15 protein-coding genes are annotated in these 18,071 nt (G+C 39.4%); 5 read left to right on the forward strand and 10 right to left on the reverse strand.

Features of this window, described 5'->3' with window-relative positions:
- Nucleotides 1-125: 125 nt before the first annotated feature.
- The 3 genes from BLS33_RS00350 to uvrA form a co-directional block, all read right to left on the reverse strand.
- Nucleotides 126-2,960 carry a gluzincin family metallopeptidase gene (locus BLS33_RS00350; RefSeq protein WP_245731285.1) on the reverse strand — a complete coding sequence of 945 codons (2,835 nt, stop codon included), beginning with the start codon at nucleotides 2,958-2,960 and terminating at the stop codon, nucleotides 126-128.
- Between the two features lie 28 nt (nucleotides 2,961-2,988).
- Nucleotides 2,989-3,675, reverse strand: a complete 687-nt coding sequence (locus BLS33_RS00355) for an LOG family protein (RefSeq protein WP_089884149.1) — start codon at nucleotides 3,673-3,675, stop codon at nucleotides 2,989-2,991.
- A gap of 72 nt (nucleotides 3,676-3,747) precedes the next feature.
- Complete coding sequence (gene uvrA / locus BLS33_RS00360; RefSeq protein ID WP_089884152.1) at nucleotides 3,748-6,600, reverse strand: excinuclease ABC subunit UvrA; 2,853 nt, start codon at nucleotides 6,598-6,600, stop codon at nucleotides 3,748-3,750.
- Nucleotides 6,601-6,722: 122 nt separating this feature from the next.
- Between uvrA and BLS33_RS00365 the strand changes: the two genes are divergently transcribed.
- Nucleotides 6,723-7,250 carry a hypothetical protein gene (locus tag BLS33_RS00365; RefSeq protein WP_089884154.1) on the forward strand — a complete coding sequence of 176 codons (528 nt, stop codon included), beginning with the start codon at nucleotides 6,723-6,725 and terminating at the stop codon, nucleotides 7,248-7,250.
- 62 nt (nucleotides 7,251-7,312) lie between these two features.
- Here BLS33_RS00365 and BLS33_RS00370 read toward each other — a convergent pair whose 3' ends face one another.
- Nucleotides 7,313-8,149, reverse strand: coding sequence for a TIGR03915 family putative DNA repair protein (locus tag BLS33_RS00370; protein WP_317039816.1), 837 nt, complete (start codon nucleotides 8,147-8,149; stop codon nucleotides 7,313-7,315).
- Entirely contained in the window at nucleotides 8,146-9,411 is a 1,266-nt protein-coding gene (locus BLS33_RS00375) for a putative DNA modification/repair radical SAM protein (protein ID WP_089884156.1), read from the reverse strand. Before BLS33_RS00375 ends, BLS33_RS00370 begins: the two co-directional genes overlap by 4 nt.
- Before the next feature lie 97 nt (nucleotides 9,412-9,508).
- Between BLS33_RS00375 and BLS33_RS00380 the strand changes: the two genes are divergently transcribed.
- Nucleotides 9,509-10,264, forward strand: coding sequence for an XRE family transcriptional regulator (locus BLS33_RS00380; RefSeq protein ID WP_089884158.1), 756 nt, complete (start codon nucleotides 9,509-9,511; stop codon nucleotides 10,262-10,264).
- 6 nt (nucleotides 10,265-10,270) lie between these two features.
- On the opposite strand, the gene BLS33_RS00385 is transcribed toward BLS33_RS00380, so the two are convergent.
- The 3 genes from BLS33_RS00385 to BLS33_RS00395 form a co-directional block, all read right to left on the reverse strand.
- The gene (locus BLS33_RS00385) at nucleotides 10,271-10,699 is read right to left on the reverse strand and encodes a GNAT family N-acetyltransferase (protein ID WP_089884160.1); all 429 of its coding nucleotides are present in this window, start codon (nucleotides 10,697-10,699) and stop codon (nucleotides 10,271-10,273) included.
- Between the two features lie 83 nt (nucleotides 10,700-10,782).
- Entirely contained in the window at nucleotides 10,783-12,465 is a 1,683-nt protein-coding gene (ggt, locus tag BLS33_RS00390; protein ID WP_089884162.1) for a gamma-glutamyltransferase, read from the reverse strand.
- Nucleotides 12,456-13,046 carry an acyl carrier protein phosphodiesterase gene (locus BLS33_RS00395; protein ID WP_089884164.1) on the reverse strand — a complete coding sequence of 197 codons (591 nt, stop codon included), beginning with the start codon at nucleotides 13,044-13,046 and terminating at the stop codon, nucleotides 12,456-12,458. The genes ggt and BLS33_RS00395 overlap by 10 nt, the downstream gene beginning before the upstream one ends.
- Before the next feature lie 89 nt (nucleotides 13,047-13,135).
- On the opposite strand from BLS33_RS00395, the gene glmM reads away from it, so the two are divergent.
- Together glmM and BLS33_RS00405 are read left to right on the forward strand one after the other, a co-directional pair.
- Entirely contained in the window at nucleotides 13,136-14,524 is a 1,389-nt protein-coding gene (gene glmM, locus BLS33_RS00400; protein WP_089884166.1) for a phosphoglucosamine mutase, read from the forward strand.
- A gap of 54 nt (nucleotides 14,525-14,578) precedes the next feature.
- Entirely contained in the window at nucleotides 14,579-15,316 is a 738-nt protein-coding gene (locus BLS33_RS00405; protein ID WP_245731226.1) for an endonuclease/exonuclease/phosphatase family protein, read from the forward strand.
- Here BLS33_RS00405 and BLS33_RS00410 read toward each other — a convergent pair.
- Nucleotides 15,306-16,307 (reverse strand): sterol desaturase family protein, encoded by a 1,002-nt coding sequence (locus BLS33_RS00410; protein WP_089884170.1) that lies wholly within the window; start codon nucleotides 16,305-16,307, stop codon nucleotides 15,306-15,308. The genes BLS33_RS00405 and BLS33_RS00410 overlap by 11 nt on opposite strands.
- Before the next feature lie 75 nt (nucleotides 16,308-16,382).
- Nucleotides 16,383-17,279: a lysophospholipid acyltransferase family protein gene (locus tag BLS33_RS00415; RefSeq protein WP_089884172.1), complete on the reverse strand. Its 897-nt coding sequence runs from the start codon at nucleotides 17,277-17,279 to the stop codon at nucleotides 16,383-16,385.
- A 65-nt stretch (nucleotides 17,280-17,344) separates the two neighbouring features.
- On the opposite strand from BLS33_RS00415, the gene BLS33_RS00420 reads away from it, so the two are divergent.
- Complete coding sequence (locus BLS33_RS00420; RefSeq protein ID WP_089884174.1) at nucleotides 17,345-17,995, forward strand: rhomboid family intramembrane serine protease; 651 nt, start codon at nucleotides 17,345-17,347, stop codon at nucleotides 17,993-17,995.
- Nucleotides 17,996-18,071: the final 76 nt, after the last annotated feature.

Genomic DNA, 18,071 nt, shown 5'->3' on the forward strand with positions numbered 1-18,071 from the left:
AGTTTTGGGGGAACTAGTATTTGGTGAAAAGGATTAATTTTCTTGCAAAATTAATAAAATTAAACCTATTTCGATGGCAATAGCTTAATCAATCTTTAATTGGTCAACCTAATTTTAGGAATTTATCAAAACCATTTCCTATTGAACAACCCGATCAAAGTTTTTGGGCTCAACGTAACTACAAACCGTATTTTGGTACCGTAGTCGGGCTGTGAAACTTCCCAGCCATTGTTGGAATAGACGGGAAGGTAAAGCTCAAAATAATCGGTTAATAGATTCAAACGAATACCTGAATCGTATACAAATTTCTCACTCTGTCCCTTATTTTTTACAAAACCTACATCCCCGTACACTTCTATCCATCGCCAAATGTTTGTACTGGAATTAACAGTGGTAATCCAGTCATTGGCGAAACGATAGCGCTCATCTAAAAACGATTTGAAGCCACCTTCGGCAATAACGATTTGTTGGCTAGAAAGACCAGATTCCTCCGAACGGCCCAAATAGCTATAATCGAATAGGTAATCGGTCGGTCGGTCCAATGCGAAACTAAAAAAATTGGGATCTAAATAATCTGTGGTCTTATTGCGCAAAAATTTACCGGCGAAAAACCTTAAATTGAACTGTCGGTTGTTATCGAAAAGCTTTCTGTATTCCCATTCAAACGCCAGTTTTGTAAAATCACTGGCATGCTGTGCATCTACGAACCAAGTTGAATAATCAATAATATCGTTCTTCGAATTTATATAACGTAGATTCAAAACACTGTAATCAGGTGGGGTCTCAAAATCTTCAAGGCTTTCATCTTTATTTCTAAAAACATTTACATACCTAAAATTCAGTACTTGTCTTTTGTTCGATAATAAATCAGATGGACGCCAAGCAAAGCTTACGGATGGTGTAACCGTAGAGTAACGGGAGTTTTCTTGAAAATGGGCTGTCGAACCCCTAAATGAATAATTCGACACATAAAGGCCGCTTTTTCCATGATACTTACGATATGTAAACTTACCGTAACCGACCAATGCTTTTTCTTTTACTGCATATGACGGTGCAAAATCGTAGACAAAAGGTCGCTCTAACAAAGTCTTATTGTATATGCGCATTCCGGGTGTCCAACCGTCATAAATATTAAAACCCAATACGGGTACATAGAATATCTGGTTATAGTAGGGATCTTCGGCATCTTTAAAAAAAGTGAACTTTAGTTTTTTATTGCTTGAAAGAAATCCTTTTAAAGATTTCCAATTGTCGCGTTGATTAAATTCTGGTATTTTCTGGTCATAGTTCAAAACCAACTTGTCTTCGTCATTTTTCGGAATGGTAAAAGTCTTCACCGTACTTATATCAGAAAACCAATATTTTGAGACAACGGAATCATTACTCAAACCAAAAAGTGAAATAGGGGCATCAATTCCAGTTTTATTTTTTAAGGTTACCCTTAAAGAATCCTCTGATTTTACAACTTTTTTAATTTTATAGTCGATTTTTTTATCAGTCGCAATATAGTCGTCAAAAAACCAGTTTATATCTTCCTTGGTCGACCGTTTTAAAATCGATTTAAAATCAATGCTCTTGACTTGGCTCAGTTGATAATGTTGATAGAACGATTTTATGCTGTTATCGACTTTTTCTTTGCCAATGTAGTTGGCCAAGTACGAAAGCCCGAGACCTGCCTTGTATTTATTTGCTATTTTCTGATTGAACTTTATCAGTGAATCGTTTGAGGTTAGCAGTGATTGGTCTAGATTTCTTCGTACCATAAGCATATACAGCATAGGGTATTGTTCGTTGAAATCCATTTTGGCAAGGTGAAAGCTCCGAATACCCCAGACCTTCGATAACTTACCCAAGAGCTTCTGATCGGGATAATTTTCCTCAACATAGGCAATCATCAAATAGTTGGCAATGGCATCAGACAACCATTGTTCCTTTCTGGGATCTAAATACATGGTTTCTTCAAGGATATTGATCAATGCCGTTTTGAGAAATTTCATTTCAAATTGGAACTGCTCTTCGTAAGGCCTAATAAAGGAGGGCAGCTGGTTGATGCCGTACAACTTATTTTTATCATAATCGATTTCACTGACCAGTAACTTGGTATGCGGATAAGCTCCTAAGTTTTTGAATATAAAATTGGTTACTTTATTTATTGAAAGGCCTTGGGGTACCTTGCCGTATTTTGAGGTCTCAATATCTGTTACGACCGTCAAATGTTCGGTTACGTGTGTTTCGAACCTTTTTTGTGGACTCAAAATTATTTCACAGTTTTTCTGTTTTTCTCCTTTTAATTGGGCTTGTTGGTCATTAGAGAATGGAGAACTGCCTAATACCCGAAAATTGGAAGCTAGGAAAAGACCAGTGGGATAGCTGAAATTAACCGTGGTGTTTGTAACATCGGTGTATAAGTCTTCCAGGTTTTTGTTAGAGTACAAATGCCATTTACCGTCGTAAACTGCTGGAGTAAGATACCAATCTTTAAGATAAAAATTGCCTCGGGGCCCATAACCATAGGGAGTAAATTTATTCGAGGGTAATTTTACGGTGTATGTGAAAAATATTTTTTGCTCTTCGCCGGGAGCAAGTCGTTTGTTGAGCTGAACTTTAATAATATCCTGCCCGGTAGCCCGTTCCCATCGAAGTCCTCGATAGGCATTATCAACAGCACTTACGATTTTTGTATAGCCACGTTCTTCGTCTTTGGCCAAGTGTAAACTCTTTCTATATTCTTGGGCAAACCGCTTCGCAAGACCGGTATTCTTATTGGAGTAGGCATGAGACCAATCATTGAAATAAATGGTTTCTAATATATCGTCGGAATGATTTTTATAGATAAACTCTTGTTGAATCGTGATTTCTTTCGTCTCACCGTCCAATTTAGCGGTTATGATATTTATATGCTGGGCCACAGATGTAGCCCCACCCAATAGAAAGAACAGGGAGCAGAATAAGCCGTGCATGTATATCTTTTGCTTCAATTCGGGGAAATTAAAAATTAGGACTTAAAGACCGTCCTTTATAAAAAGAATCAATAATTTCCACAACTTCTTCCGCCGTATCAGCAATTTTAATCAAATCAAGATCATGGGCGCTGACGTTTCCTGCTTCCAACATAGTATTTTTTACCCAGTCAAAAAGGCCTTTCCAAAAGTCAGAACCTACCAAGATAATCGGAAATTTTTCAATTTTATTGGTCTGTATAAGTGTGATGGCTTCAAAAAGTTCATCAAGTGTACCAAATCCGCCTGGCATAACCACAAATCCCTGAGAATATTTAACGAACATCACCTTACGCACAAAAAAGTAATCAAAATCTAAGCTTTTATCTCCATCGATATATGGATTGTCATGTTGTTCGAAAGGTAAGTCAATGTTTAAGCCTACTGAAGTTCCTCCGGCCAAATGCGCGCCTTTATTTCCCGCTTCCATAACGCCTGGACCTCCTCCAGTTATAATGCCATAACCTGCCTCTGCAATACTTTTGGCAATATTTACGGCAAGTTCGTAATATTCATTGCCTTCCTTGGTACGCGCCGATCCAAAGATGGAAACACACGGACCGATAACACTCATCTTCTCAAAGCCGTTCACAAATTCCCCCATTATCTTAAAAAGGGCCCATGAATCATTGGTTTTTATTTCGTTCCAACCTTTATGATGCTGTTCTTTCCTCATTTGGTATATCTTCTGTTTAAATCTATGTTTTTAAAAATATAAACTTGTCTTTTTTTTTCTTTAAAATGGAATTTATGCTTCCAATCTTTCTTCAGGATACAATTCCTTCTTCAAAAACTCTGCCGTATAACTTTTAGTGTCTTCTGCAACCACTTCAGGAGTTCCTTTTGCAACAACTTTACCGCCGCCGCGGCCACCTTCGTATCCGATATCAATAATATGATCGACCATCTTTATAACATCCATGTTGTGTTCAATGACCAATACGGTATTTCCTTTATCAACCAAACGGTTTAAAACTTCCATTAATACCCTGATGTCTTCGAAATGAAGTCCTGTAGTCGGTTCGTCCAAGATATAAAAAGTATTGCCAGTATCCCGCTTCGATAATTCCGTGGCAAGTTTTACCCTTTGGGCCTCTCCTCCCGAAAGTGTTGTTGATTGTTGCCCAAGTGAAATATAGCCCAAACCGACATCTTGTATAGTTTTTAATTTTCTATGGATTTTAGGAATCAATTCGAAGAATTCAACCGCCTCGTTCATCGTCATATCCAAAACATCTGCGATTGACTTGCCCTTATAACGTATCTCAAGAGTTTCCCTATTAAATCGTTTTCCGTTGCAAGTTTCGCAATCTACGTAGACGTCGGGCAAGAAATTCATTTCTATGACCCTAAGTCCGCCTCCTTGACATGTTTCACAGCGTCCTCCTTTGACGTTAAAACTGAAACGACCTGGTTTGTAACCACGAATAGCCGCCTCGGGGGTTTTTGCAAATAGGGCGCGTATTTCGCCGAAGACCCCGGTATAGGTAGCTGGGTTTGAACGCGGTGTTCGCCCTATAGGGGATTGATTGATGTCGATAACTTTATCAACATGCTCAAGACCCTTAATTTTTTTATAAGGCATTGGTTTTTTCACTCCATTGAAATAGTAGGCGTTCATAATCGGATAGAGTGTTTCATTGATCAAAGTAGATTTGCCACTACCTGAAACACCGGTAACTCCGATCATTTTTCCAAGAGGAAATTCAACGGTAACATTTTTTAAATTGTTTCCGGTACACCCCGTTAGTACAATTTGCTTACCGTTGCCTGATCTCCGTTTTGCAGGAACAGGTATTTCTTTTCTACCCGTAATATAATCGGCGGTTAGGGTATGATGATCTAGCAGTTCTTCAGGTTTGCCTTCCGAAATAATTTCACCGCCATGTCTGCCGGCCCTAGGTCCGATATCGATAACATGGTCGGCGCGTTCAATCATATCACGATCGTGCTCTACCACTATGACCGAGTTGCCAAGATCTCTTAATGCTTCAAGGGATTTAATCAATCTATTGTTATCGCGCTGGTGAAGCCCAATACTGGGCTCATCGAGAATGTAGAGTACACCTACGAGTTGCGAACCGATCTGAGTTGCCAAACGTATGCGCTGCGCCTCTCCACCGGATAATGATTTCGAACTGCGATTCAAGGATAGATAATCCAATCCCACATCGAGTAAAAACCGAATTCTTGTTTTGATTTCCTTAATTATCTCCTCCGCTATTTTTAATTGGTCACCTTTTAGCTTTTTATTTAGATCTTCGAAAAAATCAGCCAATTCGGTAATGTCAAGATGAGCGAGTTCAGCAATGTTTTTCTCCCATATTTTAAAGTTAAGTGATTCCTTTCGAAGGCGTGAACCCTCACAAACCGGACACAGAACTTTGTCCATATACTCTTTTGCCCAACGTTTTATGGATGTGGAGGCAGCTTCCTCAAACTGATTTTTTATGAAATTGGAAATACCTTCATAATCGATTTTATAGGTTCTCTTAACTCCCAAGGTTTTAGAATCTACCTCAAAACTTTCATGACCCCCATTTAAAAGAACATCTAGTGCGGCCTGAGGAATTTTCGAAAGAGGGTCGGTCAACTCAAAATCATAACGCTGCGCAATGGTTTCGATTTGTTTGAAGGCCCACGATTTTTTGTAGGGCCCCAAGGGTGCGATACCACCACCTTTTATAGACTGTTTCTTGTCAGGAAATATCTTTTTTTCATTGACTTCGTATACATGGCCCAAACCATTGCAATTCGAACACATGCCTTTGGGTGAATTAAAGGAAAATGTGTTGGGTTCAGGTTTCGGATAAGAGATTCCTGTAGTAGGACACATTAAGTCTCGGCTAAAATAGCGTGGTTCTACAGTGCCCTCTTCGAGAATCATGAGTACATCATTGCCACTGTACATGGCCGTGTTTATGGTTTCCGTGAGCCGTTTATCCAAATCTTCACTGTCATTGACTTTAAGACGATCAATAACAATCTCAATGTCGTGGGTCTTATAACGGTCGACCTTCATTCCCTTTACAAGGTCTTTAACTTCGCCGTCAACCCTCACTTTAATAAATCCCTGTTTGGCGATTTGTTCGAAAAGTTCGCGATAGTGCCCTTTTCTAGATTTGACAATAGGCGCGAGCACATTGATTTTTTTTTCGACATAGTCGCTTTTGATGAGCTCCTTTATTTGCGAATCACTATAGCTTACCATTTTTTCGCCAGTATTATAGCTGTAGGCATCGCCGGCCCTAGCAAAAAGCAGTCTTAGAAAATCGTAGATTTCGGTTATGGTACCGACCGTCGAACGAGGTGATTTTGAGGTAGTTTTCTGTTCAATGGCGATAACGGGGGAGAGGCCATCGATCTTATCAACATCCGGGCGCTCTAATCCACCCAAAAATTGACGTGCGTAGGCAGAAAAAGTTTCGATATATCTACGCTGTCCTTCGGCATATATGGTGTCAAAGGCGAGGGATGATTTACCACTTCCGGAAAGTCCGGTAATGACCACCAATTTTTCCCGTGGAATGGTAATATCTATGTTTTTGAGATTATGGACACGAGCGCCCTTGACCTCTATATTTTCCTCGTAGTTTATCATTTTTCAAAGCAAAGTTGCAAAGTTACGATTTTGAGGGTTAATAATTAATTGGTGTGCACTTATATCTTTGTTAATTGGAGTGTTAGTTCTAAATTAGAGGCCTTAACTATAAAAAAAATAATATGCAGCTTTTAGGCATAGGGTCGCGCATCGAACATTCTGAATTTGGCAAAGGCGTTGTCACTAACATTACTTCAAAACATTATTGGGTAACTTTTATTGATAAGGGATTGGAAACTATTGATTTGGATTCTGATTTCGAGGTAATTGAAGCAGTGGACGATGATGTCGATACCGTCAGTTTTTCCGAGGTAGAACAGTCGCTTATTACTATTTTGAGAAAATGGAGTGATGCCTCTTCGCTTACCCCAATTGCCGATAAATGGAAAAAAGGAAACCTTGTTCTGGAACCAGGTGACCCCAGCCTTTCCAATAAATCTATTCCCATAGATACTTTTTTTCATAAAATAGTAATGGTTCGTGATCGTATTCGTGTAATGGAACAAAAAATAAATGCCAGCAAAAACCTAGATGATCAAGAAAAAGTTGACCTGCAGCAATACATTACAAGAATCTATGGTAGCCTTACGACTTTTAATGTCTTGTTTAAAAATCAGACTGACAATTTCATTGGCGATAAATCAAAATAACTAATCTTTCATAGCACTTAGTAACCACAACAAAACACAGGAGACAAAAAGGTTGAAAATAATCAAATCGCCTTTTTTTCGCTTAAATATTTCCAATACCGTTTTGGCACGTGCTGCGTATGTAATTTTTTATTGATGCGGCTTTTGATATTGGTGCTTTTGAAGTAATTGTTCCATAGGGTTTGATAATCGTATTCTTCCTCTAAAAAACGGTCACTTTTTCGAATGCTGTTGGTATATACCTCGGCCATATCGAGCGAAATAAGTTCCATAGACGAGCCATTATAATACAAGCCATATTTACGTTTGATATCATAAATAATCCATTCTTGATCGGCATATCTATTTCGAAAATGTTTGCTTATTAATGGCAAGACATTGAAATCAGGGTCAATGTTGGCAAAATAAATCCCATCCTTGGTCAATTGAAACCGAACGAAGGCCTCCATCCGATGTTTTTCGCGGCCCACACTTTTTGACAATTGAGAAATCTTGAGTACCGTTGCATCCGAAAAATCAATATGTACGGAAGCTTTATTTACGAACATCTTTTGAATATAATGAAGTAGCATTAGTTCAATACCTTTTTTCTCGCTTAAAAAGGCAAAATATATGTTCTTAAGGGCTTGCTGATTTTTTGCCTGAATACCCTTCCATACGCGTTTAGCCTTTTCATTATTCGTGTAGACTCTTTCGTTATCCGCAAACAGGGCGTTTTGAACTTCTCCGAAGCGTTGAATATCGGATACCGTTATTTTTTCCTCATAAACCTTAAACACGGCAGTTAAAAACCCGTTGAAACTACCATCATAAGTCAATATTTTGGATTTTCCGAATACCGAGCCCTGATCTTTTACCAAGACATCCATATCTTTTCCGATTGTATTGTAGTGTGTCATGAATTGAAAAGTTTAAGTTGTGAACCAATAAGACTTCTATATTTACTTGTGGAATGTTGTAAAATCATCCCTTTAATTTTTTCTGCTGGCAGATCCCTATATTCCCAATGACGCGAATCGCAAACAATGAAATATCGAGCGCGATTAATGGCAATCCCTATTCTTTTTAAATGCTCCCAGTTCAATCTGCGAAACTGCCGCGCATTCAAGATTTTCGCGACCGATTGCATGCCAATACCCGGAATGCGCGCCAACAACGATTTATCGGCACGATTAATATCAACAGGAAAAAGATCTAAGTTTCGCAGTGCCCAACCAAGTTTAGGGTCAATATCCTTATCTAAATTAGGATGTTCACTATTTAATAGTTCTTCTACTTTAAATCCGTAAAATCGCATCAGCCAGTCCGTTTGGTACAATCTATTTTCACGTAATACGGGCACTTGAGATCCTATGGAGGGTAGACGGTTATCGTTGGCTACTGGTATATAACCTGAATAATATACCCTTTTCATGTGATAAGCTTTGTAATAGTGATTGGCGGAATACATGATATCTCGGTCCGATTCGCCTGTGGCTCCCACAATCATCTGGGTACTTTGACCTGCCGGAGCGTATCTTGGGGTAGTTTTAATGATTTTGCGTTCATCATTATACTTTATTATCTCATTACTTACCTTTCGCATAGGTTTGGTGAAATCTTCATGTTTCTTATCCGGTGCTAAAAGTTTTAAACCCGAGATAGTCGGAATTTCGATATTTACTGAAAGTCGGTCGGCATAAAGCCCAGCCTCATACATGAGTTCATCACTTGCACCGGGAATGGATTTCAAGTGAATATATCCGTTGAAATTTTCTTCCAATCGTAGTTTTTTGGCTACGGCGATCAAACGCTCCATGGTATAATCGGGATTTTTAAAAATCCCTGAACTAAGGAAAAGTCCTTCGATATAATTTCTTCTATAAAAATTAATGGTCAGGTCAACTACTTCTTGAATCTTAAAAGCAGCGCGCTTAATATCATTACTCTTTCGTGTTACGCAGTAGGCACAATCGAAAATACAATGGTTGGTGAATAAGATTTTTAGCAACGATACACAACGACCGTCTTCCGTATAACTATGACAAATGCCCATAGCACTGCTGTCACCAAGACCATTGTTGGTGTTTTTACGATTACCGCCACTACTAGCACAGGAAACATCATATTTGGCGGCATCGGCCAAGATGTTCAATTTTTCACGAATGCGTTCAAAAGACATATGAATTGGTATATAATCCAAAAATATGGAAATATTCCTAATTATGGAAATATTCCTATTAAATTTTGGATATATTCCAAAATGTGTATATTTGGATATGGAAAATGAACTTACGCTCAAGCGGTTTATAGACATTCGACGTGATTTGGGATACACACAGGCTGAATTTGCCAAGTTGTTGGGTATTTCAAGTACCACTGCCGATATTGAACGTGGCCGCACCAAATTGTCGGGAAAAGTCGTAACAGAACTATTGAAACAGTTTAAGATTAATCCATTATGGTTGTTCGGGGAAAGCGAGCAACAATATTTGGAGACTTCTAGGGTCAGTGTAATACCCAAGGTGGTGACTGTTGATTCTCAGGAAAGAGAAAATATGGTTTTGGTGAATGCCAAGGCCGCGGCAGGATATCCCCAAAATATTCAAGACACAAGTTGGTACCAACAGTTGCCTGCCTTCGATTTTCCGATACCGGAATTCCGAAACGCCACCTATCGTGGTTTTCAAGTGGAAGGGGATAGCATGCTGCCCAATTTAAAACCTGGGGAATGGGTTTTGGCAAAGGCTGTTGAAAATATTGATGAAGTGAGCCCCAATAAAATGTATGTAGTGGTACTTCAAGATGCCGTTCTGGTCAAGAAAATTGAAAAACGACCCAACTCAAACAATGTGACGTTGATTTCCTTGAACGAAACATATCCTCCATATGAAATCAAACCTTTTCAGATTCAGGAAATCTGGCAGGTTAGTAGTAAAATTACTTTTGGAGTCGATGCAACGACCGAAAAGGGACTTTTGCGACAGTTACAGGAATCAATGGAAGAGTTGAAAAGCCAATTAAGGCATAATTGAAGCGAATCAACCTACTTTTAAAGTATAAAGGCCACTGTTTTTGAGTTGAAAACCTAAGCTTTTGTAAAGAGCTATTGCGGGGAGCCGATGGTGGCCCGAAAACAAGAGAATTTCATTCAGTTGTTGTTTTTTTCCTTCTTTCAATAATTTTTGCATCAGTTTCTTTCCTATCCCCTTGCCCCGATGATCGGTAGACACGACTACATCCTCAATCATTCCCTTGTGGCCTGATATTACTTTGTAGGTAGCCATTGCCGCCATTCCGATAATTATATCGTCTTCCTTACAAATAGCAAAAACGATCGTATTGTCTGGCACGAGTACTTTATCGATAACCAACTGATTTATATCAGAATTAAGTTGATTGAAAAGGGAACGAATCTGTTGTCCGATAATTGGTGTTAGGGCCGATCTATCAAGTGTTTCAATGGTCATATGCTTTTACTAAAATTTATTATAGTGCGTATATAAATTGGTCCATTAATGAAATGCTGTAACTCCTTTTCTTTATGCAAATCTTAGTAACCGACTGCGGTATCGTCACCACGACGGTCTGCGCCCCCTTCTAGACGCCCATCTGGTAATACACGAATGGCATCTACCTTCCCGATAATCGGGGTGCGATCTTCATTAATGATATAATCTTTTTCCTTAAGTTCTTGAATCAGCTCAGGAGAGAATCCGTTTGGTTCGAAGGTGACCACATCGGGGAGCCACTGATGATGAAAGCGTGGTGCGTTTACGGCATCTTGCATGCTCATATTAAACTCATATGCATTCAGTATGGTTTGGGCAACGGCGGTAATAATAGTCGACCCGCCGGGAGTGCCCACTACTAGCCATAACTTTCCGTCTTTCTCGACAATAGTTGGTGTCATACTGCTCAACATTCGTTTTTCTGGGGCAATACTATTTGCTTCTGCTCCAACGAGTCCGAACATATTCGGAACACCTGCTTTAGCGCTAAAGTCGTCCATTTCATTATTAAGGAAAAATCCGAGTTCATTAGAATATAGTTTAGAGCCGTAACCCCCGTTTATGGTTGTGGTGGCCGAAACTGCGTTTCCGTTAGCGTCAACAATAGAGTAGTGGGTAGTCTCCATACTTTCTAAAACTTCTACTTGGCCATGCGCCACTTCTGAAGATGCCGCCGCCTTATCAAAAGAAAAATTTTGCATGCGCTCTTTCAAATATGGTTCGCTCAACAATTCTTTTAAAGGAATAGCTACAAAATCAGGATCTCCCAAAAAATAGTTGCGATCGGCATAGGCTCTCCGCGAAGCTTCCGTGAACAACTGTATGGTTTTGATGGAATTATGTCCAAATTCCGAAATATCATAAGGTTCTATCATTTTTAGAATCTGGTTGATCGTAAAACCACCGCTACTGGGTGGACTCATGGAGATAATTTTTAAATCCTTATAATTAAAAACAATGGGTTCCCGCCATTTCGCTACGTAATTTTCAAGATCATCTTCTGTAATATAGCCTCCTCCTTTTTGTACAAAGGCAGCCAGTTTTTTTGCGGTTTCACCTTTGTAAAAACCATCACGGCCATGCTCGGCAATACGTTTCAAAGTATTGGCCAAGACGTCATATTTAATGGTGTCACCAGCTTGACAAGCAATCGGAAAAGCTAGGCTATCACCGTTGACTGCCAACATTACTTCTCGATAACTTGCCAAACGGGCAGCTTGCTTTTGGGTAACGACTACCCCTTTCTCTGCCAATTGTATTACAGGTGCCAGTAAATCTTTAAAGGGTAAACTTCCAAATTTTTTATGAACCTCATAGACTCCGGCTACGGTTCCCGGAACTCCGACGGCAGTAGCCCCTTTAGTGCTCATATCAGGAATTACATTTCCCACCGAATCGAGATACATATCTTTATGGGCGGCCAAAGGAGCTTTTTCTCGATAGTCTAAACCACCGACTTCTCCATTTGATTTCCTATATACCATGAATCCGCCACCTCCCAGATTCCCTGCGAATGGGTAGGCAACGGCAAGGGCCATTTCGGTCGCCACCATAGCATCAAAAGCATTGCCCCCTTTTTTAAGAATTTCAGTGCCAATTCTAGAGGCTTCCTCGCGCGCCGAAACGACCATGGCACTTTCCGTGACCAGCCCTGTTGGTTGGGCAGGTTTTGTTTTACAACCTGTTAATAGAATGAACAAGAGAGTTAGCGCTGTTATTCGCATAATGAGATGTACTTTTGTTTGGAGTAAACGGTTAATTCTTCAAAGAATGAGGCAAATTCCTTTTCAAATTTATCATAATGTTCTTCGAGATCGACAATGGCGAAATTCATCTTTGAGCGGTTCTTTGTTCTACGGTTCATGCCTTCCAATACACGTGCTATGCCGTCTAACTCGGCATAGCTCAAAATCCAATTATCGGTAATCATGTAAGGCATCATACGTTGTACATTAAGTGGAAGAACCGAAAAATTATCTTCCAGTAAATCGTAGAAATTATCCACAAAAAGGGGCAAGGGTACAGGGGAATAATTTGCCCAATTCTTGGCAAGAAAGTGATCATAAAAAATATCCACTATGACCCCACTATAATGACTGTAATTTTTGTGGAGTCGCTTGGTACTCTTACGTACAGTGGGGTGCGCATCGGTAAACGTGTCTATGGCGCGGTGTAATATAATCCCTTTTTGAATAGGTAAGGGTAGGTGCTTATATTTTTTGCCGCGTACACTATCTGCTATAAAATTGCCGATAGTCACTTCCGCATGGTCGAATGATAAAAAAATATGCGCCAAATAGTTCATAGAATATTGAAAATTTAAATATCGAAAATACTAATAAGTAACTTAAGGTTAACCTTAGACCTGTATATTTGCAAAAACTTTTCAAATACATGACACTAATAAAATCAATATCAGGCATACGTGGAACAATTGGAGGGAAAACCAACGATAACCTTACACCTATAGATACCGTTAAATTTGCTGCGGCATACGGTACGTGGCTAAAAGATTATTCTAAAAAGGATAAATTGAAAGTGGTTGTCGGTCGTGATGCTAGGCTCTCAGGTGAAATGATTCAGAATTTGGTAGTTTCAACACTTGTCGGCCTGGGTATTGAAGTAATCGATTTAGATTTATCTACTACGCCCACGGTAGAGATAGCAGTGCCTTTGGAAAAAGCGGATGGAGGTATCATATTGACGGCGAGTCATAACCCCAAACAATGGAACGCCTTAAAGCTTTTAAACGAAAAAGGAGAATTTTTAGATGCTGCCCAAGGAGCCGTAATTCTCGAAATTGCGGAAAAGGAAGAGTTTGATTTTTCTGAAGTTGATGATTTGGGTTCAATAACAAAGAATGACGCTTACATCGACATACATATCGATGAAGTCTTAAATCTTTCTTTAGTTGATGCCGAAACGATTAAAAAGGCTAAGTTCAAGGTAGTTGTCGATGCAGTGAATTCAACGGGGGGGATTGCAATTCCGAAGTTATTGGAGGCATTTGATGTAGAAGTGATAAAACTCTATTGTGACCCTACTGGACATTTTCCGCATAACCCGGAACCTTTGAAAGAACACTTGGGTGATATCTGTGATTTGGTGGTCAAAGAAAAGGCTGATTTTGGTATTGTTGTAGACCCCGATGTTGACCGATTGGCTTTTATCACCAATGACGGTGAGATGTTCGGCGAAGAATATACATTGGTTGCATGTGCAGATTATGTTTTGGGGAAGACCAAAGGAAATACGGTGTCAAACCTGTCTTCCTCAAGAGCTTTGCGTGATATCACCGAGAAACATGGAGGAACGTATGAAGCTTCCGCCGTTGGGGAAGTGAACGTGGTTACCAAAATGAAGGAGAATAAGGCTATTATTGGTGGCGAAGGCAATGGGGGTATTATTTATCCAGAAAGTCATTATGGCCGTGATTCCCTGGTTGGCACTGCTTTGTTTCTTATGCTGATGGCGGAGCGTGGTGGTACCGTTAGGGAACTTCGTGATAGCTACCCTGGTTATTTCATGAGTAAAAAGAAAATTCAATTAACCCCAGGTTTAGATGTTGATGGTATTTTAACGGCTATGGCCGACAAGTATAAAAATGAGGATATCACTACTATCGATGGAGTTAAAATCGATTTCCCTGAGAATTGGGTTCATTTGAGAAAATCAAATACGGAACCGATTATTAGAATTTATACGGAGGCAAAAAGTCAATCGGAAGCCGATAACTTGGCAGATAGAATTATTGAGGAAATTAAGGCCGTTGCAGGTATATAAGCTATATAATTGAAAATGCGGAAGGTTCTGATAATTCTCTTTTTTGGACTGTTCATGAGTGAAAGTCAAGCTCAATCGGATACGTTGCGGGTGATGAGTTTTAATATTCTTCATGGAGCTACCGTAAAAAATGATTTTAACCTTGACACGATTGCGGGTGTAATAAATTCATATGACCCGGATCTTGTTGCTTTGCAAGAAGTTGATTTTAAGACGAACAGGGCCAAGAAATACGATTTACCTACGGAGCTGGGATATCGTACGCACATGGCTTCTTTATTTGCAAGGGCCATGTATTTCGATGGAGGGGAGTATGGAGAAGGAGTGCTTTCTAAATATAGCTTTATCAGTACCGAGAATATCGCCCTTCCACATTTACCAAATTCAGAACCAAGAGCGGCAGCGGTAGTACGGGTCAAAACAAAAAAAGGAAATATCATTCAATTTGTTGGAACCCACTTGGACCATCAAAAAGAAAAAAATGATAGAATCATGCAGGCCAAGGCCTTGGTGAAACATTTAGAAAAATCACAGTATCCTACGCTGCTTTTGGGAGATTTGAATGCCGAGCCAGATAGTGAAGCTATAACTATTATTAGGAAAGCTTTTACCAAATCGGAAATTGCAGAAGCCCAACAGGGCACGTATCCCTCAATAGGTCCCCATAAAAAAATTGACTACATTCTATACAATCAGCCCGAACACTGGAAAGTTTTGGAGTACAAGGTTTTATGCGAGAATTATGCTAGCGATCACTGTATCGTGATGGCTACTTTGGTTTTTACGCCTTGATCTTTACTTTTTGGGAATTAAAGTAGTTGGCGCGTACAATTTTTGCAGTTTTATGGTCACCCTCATGATGCCATCCTGGTGGCATTACAAGATAAAGTAGTTTGTTTTTAATTCCTGGGGCATGCCAAACATCTTTGGCCAGGGATACAATCTCACCAAAATATACATCCATAAAGTTACCCGAATTCATTTCACGGGTGATGCCATACTCGATTTTTACATCTTCTTGTTCTTCTTGATAGGTTTTAAAAACCCTGTCCCATATATTCAGAAGATTACAGAAATTAGTATCCATGTAAAGGGGGTTTCTCGCGTGGTGTACTCTGTGATGTGAAGGGGTAAGCATGAATTTCTCTAAGAATCCTAATCTAGCGTTTTTCATTAAGTTTTCACCCACATGGATAAAAGCACCGTAGGTTCCGTCAATGAACATGATTACAAAGAGCATTGTAGGCTCAACGCCCGCTAAAATACAAACAGTGGTTCTTATCGTATCGGCATAAGGTGCTTCAAGAAAAAAATGGGCATAAGTCACCGATAGATTCATTTCTTCAGGGGCATGATGTGTAGAGTGTAGACACCAAAATAAGCGAACCTTGTGGCCCCAATAATGATATAAAAAATGACCGAACTCCCATACGATATACCCATATATAAACCAATACCAGGTAAAACTGGTCTGAAAAGGAGCCAAGGGCTGAAAAAATCCAATAATCCAGGTTACCATCGCAATAGCGATAAAGCGACCTACGACCCGATTAAATATATAAATGAGAAAATTTACTTTGTATACTTTGGAGTGAGGTTTTTTATAAATTAAACCTAACGTCAGTTCCAAAAGCACCAAAAAAGGAATGATAGGGAAAATAAAGGCCGTGAAACCTTCATAGGTTTTCAACGCGGCATAGTTTCCCGTTTTTAAAATTTCCCAAGCCTGGGAAATTCCTAGAAAGCCGATTACTTCTTGATAAATTGTTTCGAGAATTTCCATAAAACAGGTAGCAATATAACTTTTTTTTAGAAAATGCAGGTAATAAAAGGGCTAACCTGAACTAAAACGATATAGCTAACTTTGCGATTTAAATTTTTCAGGAACTTTATCCCGGTGTTTCCATCGTCGATGTGTCCAAAGGTAATACTCCGGTTTTTCCCGAATCTGCTGCTCGGTCAAGCGTAGAAACTTATCGGTAATTTCATTTTTTTCCGTGTTCTTTCCCTCGCGGGTAATAGGAATAAAGGTGGCTTCGTAAAAGCCCCGCTTTACTTTCGAGACTTTTAAAAACACCACGGCCAGATTTAATTTACGCGCTAGTGATTCCGCGCCATTATAAATCGGAACGGTAACCCCCATAAACTCACTCCAATACTGGGCACGGCTCACCTGTGGTGATTGATCGCTTACCATTCCATAACCGGACTTGATTCCGTTCTTTTCGTTTTGTATTACCGTTTTAGGGGTTTCTGAAGTGGTAATCAAAGTGGTGTTCCATCGAGCCCTGACCTTTTTGATAAAGGCATCAAAATATTTGTTTCCAATCTTTTGATAAACCGCATACCCCTTGGTGTCAACATAGTTATTTATGCTAACGTTCCATTCCCAATTGGCGTAATGGGCGCATACGACCAGAACTGTTTTTTCTTTTTCGATTTCCCTAAATTCTTCCAGATTTGTTATATGATACCTTTTTTTTACTTCTGCTTTCGATAGATTCATCGTTTTAATCATTTCCAAGAACATATCGCACATATGTTTATAGAACTTTTTTTGAATGTTTTTGATTTCATCCTCCGATTTTTCCGGAAAAACTAATTCTAAATTCGCCCGTACAATTTCTTTACGATAACCGATAACGTGGTAAATCAAGAAAAACACAAAATCCGAAAAGCCGTAGAACATACGATGGGGCAATATGGAAATGAGCCATAAGAGCGGATAAACCAAGATAAAAACGAGTAGCTGCATGTATTCATTTATACTGAGCAAATATAGCTATATTTGGTGCCAAACATAAAATAACTGCTTTAACTATGTATAATCTTCATATGGCCACGATCGCCATTATCGTAGCCAATGTGCTAGTTTCTTTGAAAGGATTTAATGACACGTCTTTTTTTGAACGATATAAGTTCGGTATCGGCCCTATAAAAGCTGGACAAAAAGAACGAATGTTCACTTCAGGGTTTTTGCACGTCGATTTGGCGCACTTGTTTTTCAACATGTTCACGCTTTATTTTTTTGCCGATGTTGTGATTAGCTGGTTTGGACCCGGAAAATTCATTGCCATTTATTTTGTTAGCTTATTGGCAGGAAGTCTGTTGGCCCTTTTCTTTCATAAAGACGAGCCTTATTATAGTGCCGTTGGTGCCAGTGGTGCCGTTACGGGTGTCTTATATGCGGCCATACTACTGCAACCCGGTATGGATCTCATGCTCTTTTTTATTCCTATCCCTATTCCAGCCTATATTGTAGGTATTGGGTATTTGCTGTATTCCATTTACGGAATGAAAAGTAGGAGTGGCAATATTGGTCATACGGCTCATTTCGGGGGCGCTATAGGTGGATATGCCGTCACCTTACTTTTTAAACCTGATTTAATATTTACGGAAACACTGATGGTCATTCTTTTGGCCATTCCCATTGTTATTTTGATTGTTATGGAGAAAATGGGGAAAATTTAAGTTCTCCATACAACCGACTTAAGTATCGCTTTAACGAAATATGTTCCATACAGGCTAATTTAGCTGTGTTTTATCG

Origin of the sequence: Kriegella aquimaris, from assembly GCF_900103215.1 — a bacterium.
Lineage (GTDB): Bacteria > Bacteroidota > Bacteroidia > Flavobacteriales > Flavobacteriaceae > Kriegella > Kriegella aquimaris.

What these genes read in the sequence shown, in the direction of transcription:
- BLS33_RS00350 (WP_245731285.1), bottom strand. Translation starts at nt 2,960, where the DNA reads ATGCACGGCTTATTCTGCTCCCTGTTCTTTCTATTGGGTGGGGCTACA.
- BLS33_RS00355 (WP_089884149.1), bottom strand. Translation starts at nt 3,675, where the DNA reads ATGAGGAAAGAACAGCATCATAAAGGTTGGAACGAAATAAAAACCAAT.
- uvrA (WP_089884152.1), bottom strand. Translation starts at nt 6,600, where the DNA reads ATGATAAACTACGAGGAAAATATAGAGGTCAAGGGCGCTCGTGTCCAT.
- BLS33_RS00365 (WP_089884154.1), top strand. Translation starts at nt 6,723, where the DNA reads ATGCAGCTTTTAGGCATAGGGTCGCGCATCGAACATTCTGAATTTGGC.
- BLS33_RS00370 (WP_317039816.1), bottom strand. Translation starts at nt 8,149, where the DNA reads ATGACACACTACAATACAATCGGAAAAGATATGGATGTCTTGGTAAAA.
- BLS33_RS00375 (WP_089884156.1), bottom strand. Translation starts at nt 9,411, where the DNA reads ATGTCTTTTGAACGCATTCGTGAAAAATTGAACATCTTGGCCGATGCC.
- BLS33_RS00380 (WP_089884158.1), top strand. Translation starts at nt 9,509, where the DNA reads ATGGAAAATGAACTTACGCTCAAGCGGTTTATAGACATTCGACGTGAT.
- BLS33_RS00385 (WP_089884160.1), bottom strand. Translation starts at nt 10,699, where the DNA reads ATGACCATTGAAACACTTGATAGATCGGCCCTAACACCAATTATCGGA.
- ggt (WP_089884162.1), bottom strand. Translation starts at nt 12,465, where the DNA reads ATGCGAATAACAGCGCTAACTCTCTTGTTCATTCTATTAACAGGTTGT.
- BLS33_RS00395 (WP_089884164.1), bottom strand. Translation starts at nt 13,046, where the DNA reads ATGAACTATTTGGCGCATATTTTTTTATCATTCGACCATGCGGAAGTG.
- glmM (WP_089884166.1), top strand. Translation starts at nt 13,136, where the DNA reads ATGACACTAATAAAATCAATATCAGGCATACGTGGAACAATTGGAGGG.
- BLS33_RS00405 (WP_245731226.1), top strand. Translation starts at nt 14,579, where the DNA reads ATGAGTGAAAGTCAAGCTCAATCGGATACGTTGCGGGTGATGAGTTTT.
- BLS33_RS00410 (WP_089884170.1), bottom strand. Translation starts at nt 16,307, where the DNA reads ATGGAAATTCTCGAAACAATTTATCAAGAAGTAATCGGCTTTCTAGGA.
- BLS33_RS00415 (WP_089884172.1), bottom strand. Translation starts at nt 17,279, where the DNA reads ATGCAGCTACTCGTTTTTATCTTGGTTTATCCGCTCTTATGGCTCATT.
- BLS33_RS00420 (WP_089884174.1), top strand. Translation starts at nt 17,345, where the DNA reads ATGTATAATCTTCATATGGCCACGATCGCCATTATCGTAGCCAATGTG.